General features: G+C 29.9%; 3 protein-coding genes. 1 reads left to right on the forward strand and 2 read right to left on the reverse strand.

What is annotated here, in order from left to right; all coding sequences use genetic code 11:
• Positions 1–405, forward strand: a 405-nt coding sequence (locus AA81_RS00185) for a ComF family protein (RefSeq protein WP_146050302.1), incomplete at its 5' end; no start/stop codon positions are given.
• Here AA81_RS00185 and AA81_RS00190 read toward each other — a convergent pair.
• Both AA81_RS00190 and AA81_RS00195 read right to left on the reverse strand, forming a co-directional pair.
• Positions 375–1298 (reverse strand): carbohydrate kinase family protein, encoded by a 924-nt coding sequence (locus AA81_RS00190; protein ID WP_103897844.1) that lies wholly within the window; start codon positions 1296–1298, stop codon positions 375–377. The two genes, AA81_RS00185 and AA81_RS00190, sit on opposite strands and share 31 nt — an antisense overlap.
• A gap of 91 nt (positions 1299–1389) precedes the next feature.
• Positions 1390–1920, reverse strand: a complete 531-nt coding sequence (locus tag AA81_RS00195; protein ID WP_103079388.1) for a dihydrofolate reductase family protein — start codon at positions 1918–1920, stop codon at positions 1390–1392.
• Positions 1921–2241 lie beyond the last annotated feature (321 nt).

Consider the following 2241-nt stretch of genomic DNA (forward strand, 5'->3'; position numbering starts at 1 on the left):
AATATGCTAGCAAAGTTTTTTATAGATTTAAAATTTCCAGAACTAAATTATACTGTGTCATATGTACCTTCAAATTTCTCAAGTATTCATGAAAAAGGTTTTGTACCCGCTCACTTAATTGCTCACCATTTTTCTGACATCTTAGGCTTCCCTATAATAAATCTCTTTTCCTCAAAAACTCATAAAAGACAAGCTCAATTGGATTATCGAAAGAGAAATGAAAACGTTAAAAACAAGATAAAATTGATTCACGTCCCCCCGAAGAATATTATTATTATAGATGATGTGTACACTACAGGGGCTTCGATGAACGAGGTGGGTAATTTGCTCATTAATAAATGTGATGTTTTAATTGGCATTACTGTAGCAAAAGCTTATAGGTATTCTTTTAATAGTTCTTTATAGTTTTTTATATCACATATCGCTCCCACATATTTTAACTTTTCTGCTGAAAAGGCATTCCCCAACCTGGCGGCTTTTATAACATCTAAACCTATAATCGTTCCTATGTACAAACCTGACCAAAATGCATCCCCTGCTCCCGTTGTGTCTATTACCTCTTTTGCATAGGACTCAAAATGTGTATTTTTTTTACCGTCAGAAAATATAAATCCCTTTTCACCTAATGTAAGAATTACGTTTTTTACTCCTAGCTCATGGAAATGATTTATGTATTCTTCTTCATTTTTATTTTCCTTGAAAATATGTATACAATCATCTAGAGAGGGTTTGATAAAATCCACGTAAGGCATAATCAATTTTAGAACATCTTCTATTTCTAAAGATGTTTTCCACAATATCTCTCTATAATTGGGATCAAATCCTATCAAAACATTATTTTTTTTGGCAACTTTTAACGATTTGAGTGTATTTTTTAGGTTATTATCAGAAGATAACGACCAAGAAGAAAAGTGAAAGATATTTGCTTTTTTTACAATATCAAGATATGAATCAGTAATATCTAAATTTAAAGAGGCAGATCTCAATGGATAAAATTCGGGAGAAGATTTAGACTTCAAAACATAAACAATGTCTGTAGAAAATCGTTCATCTTGTAAAATAGCCTGTACATCCACATTATAATTATTTAATTGTTCAAGGATAAAATCTCCAAAAGGATCCTTACCTATCCTCGAAATCATAGCAGATTTGAAACCTTGTTTAGAGATGTTAACAGCTATGTTACTTGGTGAACCTCCTAAAAATTTGTCAAAGGAAGTTGCATTTTTCAATCCTCTTACATAATCTTTAGAGATGAAGTCTATCAACACCTCACCAAAAGAGACAAAATTAACCACTCTATTCCCACCTCTTTTTTGATCTTTTTTTAGAGCCCTTTCCCCTCACTCCCCATTATATCTCTGAAAAATTCTTTTATTTCGTAAGAGGCTATTTTTTATCATCAGTTTTCAGGTAATGCAAAAGAATAGTATCTTCATTTAATTTTTTAAAATCATTTAGCTTGAAATTATATTTATCATTCACGTATTTGAAAATCGATAGATCACCTTCAATAATCACCGGTTCGATAGTTAGAAAGATTTCATCAATTAAATTTTTTTCTAAAAACAAGGAGTTTATTGTAGAACCCCCTATTAATGCAACTTCAGTGTGTCCTTCCTTCTCTAGTTCATCCAATAATATCTCTGGAGGTTTGTCTGTAAAGTAAAGATATTTGTCATATTTCAACTCAACGTCTTTATATTTTTCAGGATTTCCTGTCAACACAATATTAATTCTTTTTTTTAAAGGAGAACCTATCTCTTCAAATGTTTTTCTACCCATAAGTACTATGCCAATATCTCTGGTTATATTATAGAAATGTTCTTTATCTTCTACCGAGGACCAACTTCTTTGTGAATCATCTGACATTCGAATTTTTCCATTCATACTTTGAACCATTATTAACTTTACTCTCATATAATTAATCCTCCCTAAACTTCTATTCTTTTATAATTAATATTTTTAGAAACTGTAAAACTTTTTTAACGCCCTACCTCCCGTAGTTTAGTTCGAAATATTAAATTGTTTTTGTTTTTTCAATAAGATTTATAACAGAATTTATCATTTTCAAAGAAAACTAAGATTTTGGGCTCTAATCGTACTTAATCGCTTTTAATTAGTTCTAATAGCTTCTAATCCCAAATAATTCACTTTTGAGATGAAAGTTACATGTGATAAAATATAAGATGATTAATTTGTTTATTTAATTTATTATATCATACCCACTTCAGAAATAGG

Source organism: Petrotoga halophila DSM 16923 (genome assembly GCF_002924615.1).